Origin of the sequence: Pricia sp., from assembly GCF_041745955.1 — a bacterium.
In the GTDB taxonomy this organism is placed as follows: domain Bacteria; phylum Bacteroidota; class Bacteroidia; order Flavobacteriales; family Flavobacteriaceae; genus Pricia.
This window is the reverse complement of the sequence record NZ_JBGTHY010000068.1, coordinates 1-6,977: the sequence shown is the minus strand read 5'-3', so window position 1 is coordinate 6,977 and position 6,977 is coordinate 1. Positions and strand designations below refer to the sequence as shown.

5 protein-coding genes are annotated in these 6,977 nt (G+C 42.1%); 2 read left to right on the top strand and 3 right to left on the bottom strand.

Annotation, left to right across the window (positions count from 1 at the left end; genetic code table 11):
• Together ACEW8S_RS02150 and ACEW8S_RS02145 are read left to right on the top strand one after the other, a co-directional pair.
• Positions 1-585: hypothetical protein (locus tag ACEW8S_RS02150; RefSeq protein WP_373516542.1), on the top strand; the 585-nt coding region annotated here is incomplete at its 5' end.
• Between the two features lie 12 nt (positions 586-597).
• Positions 598-1,137 carry a hypothetical protein gene (locus tag ACEW8S_RS02145; RefSeq protein ID WP_373516541.1) on the top strand — a complete coding sequence of 180 codons (540 nt, stop codon included), beginning with the start codon at positions 598-600 and terminating at the stop codon, positions 1,135-1,137.
• Positions 1,138-1,301: 164 nt separating this feature from the next.
• Here the strand turns inward: ACEW8S_RS02145 and ACEW8S_RS02140 are convergent, their stop codons facing one another.
• From ACEW8S_RS02140 to ACEW8S_RS02130, 3 genes are all read right to left on the bottom strand, one after another.
• Positions 1,302-2,087 carry a matrixin family metalloprotease gene (locus tag ACEW8S_RS02140; protein ID WP_373516540.1) on the bottom strand — a complete coding sequence of 262 codons (786 nt, stop codon included), beginning with the start codon at positions 2,085-2,087 and terminating at the stop codon, positions 1,302-1,304.
• Between the two features lie 167 nt (positions 2,088-2,254).
• A complete protein-coding gene (locus ACEW8S_RS02135; RefSeq protein ID WP_373516539.1) occupies positions 2,255-6,313 on the bottom strand; it encodes a hypothetical protein in 4,059 nt (1,352 codons plus the stop codon).
• Positions 6,314-6,508: 195 nt separating this feature from the next.
• A complete protein-coding gene (locus ACEW8S_RS02130) occupies positions 6,509-6,733 on the bottom strand; it encodes a hypothetical protein (protein ID WP_373516538.1) in 225 nt (74 codons plus the stop codon).
• Positions 6,734-6,977: the final 244 nt, after the last annotated feature.

Below are 6,977 nucleotides of genomic sequence, written 5' to 3'. Positions count from 1 at the left end.
AACAGTAAAGGTATCATCGGGGTAAGTCTCGATATAAGCATTTTGGGTTATGAGTCCGGCGCGACGCCCGAAATCGATTCCTCTGAATTTCTAACGACCGCCGATTTTATGACCCATTTTCCCTATACTGGTCTACAGTCCCTTGAGTATGCCGATGCCGAAGAAATACGATCGGAAGAGGCTTGGCTGAAACCGGTCAAAAAAGAAATGCATCCGTTAAGCTTTTGTTTCAATATCGTTCACCTGCTTGCGGTTATCGGCCTAAAGGCAACCCCTAAAATGTCGCCCGAAAAATACATTTGCGTCGGTAGCGATTTTGACGGGTTTATTGAGCCCCTTAAAATTTGTAGCGACAGTCGGCACATGAAAGATCTTGAATCCAATTTGTTGAAATGGCTGCCGGTAGCCGCCAAAAAGTACCAAAAGGAAAATGGCGGTACGGCCGACCTGTTCGAGTTTGCCAAGAAAAAGGAAGCATTAAAAAAGGTCGTGAAGGCCATCTTGTACGAGAATGGTCGGGAATTTATAGCCAATGAATTTGTTTCCGAAAGGGCAAAAGAAAAAAAACGTGAACTTGCAAAGTAGAAATAACCGAATATGAAAGAAAACGCTACCGTCATCCCAACAAATACCGTGAACGGAGAACGGAATACTAAGGATAGTTTTGACCGAATTCCGTACCTAATAGCTAGTGTAGTACTGGTCGCCTACGGCTTTTTTCTTTATTTTTTAATAGGAAAGACGGACGCCAAAGAATTGGATTGGAGTAGGCTCATTTATTTATTTTCCGGTGTCGAAGCGATAGTTTTTGCCGCCGCGGGATTTTTGTTCGGGAGAGAGGTAAACAGAAAGCGGGCCGAGAATGCGGAAGAGGAAAAAAAGCAGGTCCAAAAAGAAAAGAAACAGGTCGAACTAGAAGTAAAACAGTCCGAAAACCAAAAAGAGGAAATTAAGGAGCAGATGGTCAAAGAACGGAATAATGCCCTTATTCTAGGGGCAATGGCTATTCAAACCGAAAAAACTACCCCGGGTGCTTCGGACCGAAGTTCGGCCTTGGAAGGAATGACAGCAACACTAAGTCCCATAGCGGGCATAGCCGAAAAGGCAAGAAGCATGTATCCGGAATTGAAGGACTAGGTTCAAGTCAGGCCAAAATTGTCGCATAATCCAACGCGTCTTTTCCGACAACCTCCCAAAGCTTCGGGATAAAAAACCTTTCTCGCCGGTAGGTAATTAGGCAGCTATACTTCGCCTAAGTACGTCATTTCAGCGTTGACTTGACGCCAGTCCAAATCCAACTATTAGGTAATCCCCATGGCGTGGAATGGCGTCACAAAATGAATAGGGGTTCCGTTGATCTCTAGCAAATCTCCTCGCCAGGCCATCTCGTAAAGTTCTTTTAAATCCCTTTTATCTTCATTCGTGAGTACACTTTTACTGCCATAGTTCATGATAGAAAAGGGCTTATGGTCTCCAAAGATTTCAGCGGGCCATGCTTTTTCACTGATTTTGGCAAAAAAGTGCCTTAGTCCGAAAACATGGCCTAGTTCATGCATCATGGTATCCACTTGTTCTTCCCTACTTTGCTCGAGCATCTTTGGGTAGATAACCAATTGGTGCCTGCCGCTATCGGGAAAAAAAGCACTTGCCAACACACATCCGTGGGCATTGCAGTTGTCGGATTGGCGCAGGTCGATCTGAAAATCCGAGTTGTCCGAATTCTCGCTGAACCGTATGGGAACCGCATCTCCCCAATGGAGCAATGCTTCTCCCATCAATCCTCGAATATAGGTTTTGACCCCTTCGGGGTTTTGAAAATAAGACACTGAAAGCTCGTCAAATGTCCAACGTAGGACTTGGTTTTTTGCCCACAAAGGAATAAAGCCTTCACTGGCATCCACTAGAATTTCCAAAGGAGACCTGTTCCCGGGTGTAGCATGTCCCGATGCATCGGTCGCGCAAATGAACGAATCACCATAATGGTGTACCCCCGAAGCCTTGCCCTTGAGCAGTTCATTTTTGTCTTTTAATGCGAATACTTCTTTAGTCTTAGCATCCGCTGTTCGTGATTTCGTTTTTTTTGACATAATTTAGGTTTTTAATGGTTTTAAATGTTTAAGTGTCCGTCGGAAAAATTGTTTTTTCGCCTGTAGGCCCTACTTCGATCTCCACGTTCCGCTATGGGGTGGGGTTTGTAATTCGTCATCTTAATTTTGGTATCCCGGCCTTACGTTCATGCCGGACACCGGTAGAATTATTTCTGTCCCCCCGAAGCCAAAAATTTGCTGACCAACGGAATAACGACACCCAAACCGCCCAGTGTACCGATTAGTGCCTCAAAGTCTTTTATCAGCTCCGGTTTGCCCAAAGCGATAAAGACAATGGTCGTGATAATAATAAGATAGAGAACGATTCGCGCATTGCCCCAGGTACCATTGCCACGATTCTTATTTTCGAGTCGAAGGGCCTCGTTCATCGAAACGGAAGTGACAATAAAGTTCTTGAAGCTGCAATTAAAAACGGAAGGGCGATCTCTCCACACCACTAGACCTTTTTTCATCAGCGAAAAGAGGGAATTCCTGTTTTTGATATTTAGAAAGCCGTCCTTGGCCAGGTCATAGAGTAAATAGCGTTCCCGGGTGGGCAGTGCGTTCCAGATATCATTATAGTACCCGTGCCCCAGGTTTTGGGTATGCATCACCATGCGTTGCCTGTCTAACCGCTGGTATTTGTCATTTGGATTTTCTGTTTCGTACAGGGTCTTTGACACGATTATCGGGGCCAATGTGGGTAAAAATTTGCTGTGGCCCAATTCTTTTATCAAAGGACGTATGGTCTTTTCATATTTAGTGGGATTTTTTTGAGGCCTAATTCCCAATACCCGGTATACCTTTTTCTTATTCTCCGTAATACCGATAAGCACTTGCGGGAAGGCGCTCAGAATATTTCGCCAAGAGTTAAAGTCGTCTTCAAAACTGCCCCAGGGCAGATTGGATTCCTCCAGCGGCTGTTCATAAAATGCGAAAATCTGGCTCGGATACACCTCGGATACCAGTACTACCCGTTTTCTCTTTGAGATCAAGAAAGAAATGATCTTAAGTTTTATATGATTGGCATTGAAGGATTTTATATTGTGTTCCAGATGTTCGATGATAAAAACTTCATGTTGCTCCCAATCGAATTGGTCTTGGTCTTTTATGGCCAACCCGGCCAGTACACTTAAAATAGATGAAATATCGTCCTTGAGGTCAATTTGGTCCAGCCTGAGCATGGAGAGTGTCACATCTTTTGTATACCCGGCGGATTTTAATATTTCATGGGCGAAAGACCGTTTTCCGGAAAAGGGGAGGCCGATCAATAACAGGCCGGAGTTCGACTTTTCGTCGAGCAGCATCCGTCCGAATTTTTCGACGTAGTTTTCTTTTTTGTTCGTATCAAAATCATTGGGCTTCAAATGCCTAAAACGGAAGGCAAAGAAGCGATCGACAAAAAATAGGATTAAAGAAAATAGAATGGCCAATATGAGCACAATACCTGTGATCTTCAAAGTCAGAAAGCCCAAAGTTCCTTTCAGGGTTTCTTCGGTACCTTGTCGGATTACTTGTACAGTACCATCCTTATCCAAGTATTTTAAGACCAGCGTATCCGATGTGGTATCACTGATCCAAGAACTATCTTGGGCATGTCGGTACACCAGGGCCTGAAACTGGCTCACCCGCCCATCGTAAATAGGCCGTGTATTCCAAAGAAATTCCTGAAAAATGTCATTGTCGGACTTGGTGCCCAAAACAAGGTCTTCCCCGGATATTATTTTGACGGATTCTGCATACACGGGATACAGGCCCTGTTTCAGATGATTTTGATGTAGTTTGTCATACTCGACCCTCAAATCTTCAAATGCAGGTAAATTTTTCTCAAGGGCTTTCTCTTTGGCCATATACTTTTGTGCCATGGAGATCTGATCGGTCTTGAACCAAATGGTATCGATCAGGTTTTCCACCTTGTCGAAAATCAAAAAGGCAGGAAGGACGGAGACCAATAGCAACCAACTGAACAGGAATATGGAATACCAATAGCGATAGGCAATATGGATGTTCAATGTATTGTACCTACAGATGTTCTTTATGCTATCGGGCAAAGAAAAAAATTGTCCGCGAATAATAACGAAAATGCAGCCCAATTGCAATAGAACGGCAACTATAGCGAAGACGTAATTTTCTGGGTTTAGCTTGATCATGGCGATGTTCAAAAAAACGATGACCGATAGCAATAGAACATCGCGTATCCTAAACTTTATATCCGCCTTATTTCTATAGGGATGCAGGGTGTAGTAAACGATCAAATAGGCCCACATGGCTAAAAGAAGGCAGGCAATATAGACTTTTGTCGGTTCAATGTCGGGAAGGAGGCTAAAAATGGTTACGGCTATCAACAATACGCCTATAAAGAGACTTGACAAAAGAATATAGGTATCCCTATCCTTCTTTTTCGGGGTCAGGAATTCGAACAGGAATTTATCGTACCGATACAGACCAAGCTTGGGGTTTCGTATAATCAATGAAAGTATAGTAATCAAGAGCATGAGCAAAATGGCCATTACCACGGCGATACAGGCGAGGGTCAATATTTCCGAAACACGGGTGCGGAGAAGGCCTATGTCGTAGAGGGCTATTACATTAAGATTGGTGCCTTTTATGGGCGTAACATTGAAAAGTTTGCCTTCATCGCGATAATTGACCAGGCCGTGGGCATTGATTCTTCCGAGTACCGCGGCTTTTACGTCTTTGACCTGTCTGCATACCTCGAAGAAGTTTTCCAGCGTTGCCCTGCCTTCCTCCGAATGAAACCATACCTCGCCGGTATCATCGACAACAACGAATTGATACCCAAAGGGCAAAATAGGGTCGTGTATCGATTTCAATTGCGCAGCGCCCACCCTATAGCCCGGAAGAATATCTGTTGTGTTGTTTACAATATAGACCGCTTCCTCTGTTTGGTCCTCAATGGAAACCACTGGCCGCATAACATATTTGATTTCTTCCTTTTCAGTAGGCACAACCCAAACATTGGTTGATGCGTCAAAATCCTTGAAGTAGGGCCTGGTACGAAGGTTCGCGGTGTATTTGATACTATCCTTATTTATAAATGCAATATGATATTGGACCTTACCTGCAAAATCGATTTTAGATAAGGACTTGAAATTCTCCTCGAAATGATTGTCAATCTTATCTATTGAATCAAATTTAGAAATGATCTTAGAATTCTCCATAAATGTTACAACCGTATCCGAAATCTTAGGAGAATTTTGTATGATGATAGAATCTTCTGTTTCTTCTGGTAATTTCATACTTCGCAGATGGGTGACATTGGATTTGTTTTCTTCCTCGAAACGCTTTCCGATATCTTTACTCAACTCATGCAGCTCTTTCGGTACCTTATGATAATAATCATGATAATGGTCCATTACTGCGAGAAACACGATCAATATAATAGGTGCGCCCACAACCACCGATATACCCGATAAAATGACATCGTTGCTTGAGAGCCGTTCGTCTTCAGCGATAAAGAGCATTTTGAAATAGGGCAGGCCAAAGAGTGAAAGCAGTAAAAAAGTGGTCAGCAAGGAAATAATCCAAGGGTCGATTTTTCGAATACTTTCATTGTAACGTTCGGCTTTGACCAGCCCGATGATTTCAATTTTAAGTTTTACATTTGGATTCAATGCGTTCTCGTAATTGTATTGCCTTCCAAAGAGCTGATAATTGGTTCCTTCCTCCGGTATAGCCACTGAAATTCCCATGTTCAGAAGGTTGGAATTAAATAAAGTGTCGGGCGGTTTGATCGCCCCCTTGAGCGAACTTTTATAGATATCGTCTATTGATTCCGTGGAATCTTTTGTTTTGGAAGAATCTATTGCTCTCGAAGGGTCTTTGATAGTTACCATGTACTCGTCGAACGCTTGATCTCGTTTTAAGGATTTGGAAGGCTTTGTCCAAATGGATTCAATATACCTTTTTATCGGAACCACTTGATTGCTCAGGTCTTGATCTTTGGTGTCTTTGGGTTGAATATTATTTTGGGAATTATAGGTTTGAATATCATTGTCCAATTGCCTTGAAATAATATCGAAATCCGAGTCCAGGCTTTGAAGCATTGATTCACGGAAGTTGTGTTGGTTATTTTTTATATGGGAGTAGTAAATAGCGAAGAAAAGTCCGATAACGATCATGGCGACCGTAAGTAGTCCTAAAAGCCTTTTGTTAGCGGTAAAGGGCTTTCGGATACTGCCGGTTATTGAAGAAGCGGTAGGCATTTGTCATCTACATTTACCTATGAAAAACATAGGAAAAAACTGAAAGTAGCTGTTTTATAGAATGTCCGTTACAATTTTGTGCGGATGGCAAAAAATCTTGTGTAGATGGTGTTAATGTGCTTGTGAAACCCTGCCCGGCAATGATTTTTTCTATGGCTGAACTATCCTTTGCCTCTCTAAGACCCAGCGTATTTCTTAAAATTGTTTGATACCTTTTTTATTTTCCGCTGTGAAATTATTTATAATAAGTCTTCTCTTACCTGATGCCAATTGGGGTATTTCGTTTTCGTAGTGTATCCTAATATCGGTTACTACTACTCTCCCCAATTCGCCTTCCCCAACCGGAATATCTTTATCGGGATGGAGTATTTCTATAAAGTAGCTGGCCCAATTTATCTGGAGATTGTCTTTAACACCCATACGATTTAACAAAGTTTGTTGGGATATCTCTTACCTTGGACGATTATTGAAATACTCTGATATTTTCCTTTTCGATTGAATCGTGTAAAAAAATGAACAATTGTGGAATTGAATGGTTTGAATCCAGCCTAAAAGAATTCATCTTTTTTTAAAACCTTAACATTTTTGTTTTTTGGAAATTATTATCTTACAACCTAAATAGGGAAAATCTTCAATACTATGGCAAAAGAAAAAAAGGAAAAGA

Coding starts and splice junctions, on each gene's coding strand:
- ACEW8S_RS02135 (WP_373516539.1), bottom strand. CDS start 6,313: ATGCCTACCGCTTCTTCAATAACCGGCAGTATCCGAAAGCCCTTTACC.
- ACEW8S_RS02130 (WP_373516538.1), bottom strand. CDS start 6,733: ATGGGTGTTAAAGACAATCTCCAGATAAATTGGGCCAGCTACTTTATA.
- ACEW8S_RS02145 (WP_373516541.1), top strand. CDS start 598: ATGAAAGAAAACGCTACCGTCATCCCAACAAATACCGTGAACGGAGAA.
- ACEW8S_RS02140 (WP_373516540.1), bottom strand. CDS start 2,087: ATGTCAAAAAAAACGAAATCACGAACAGCGGATGCTAAGACTAAAGAA.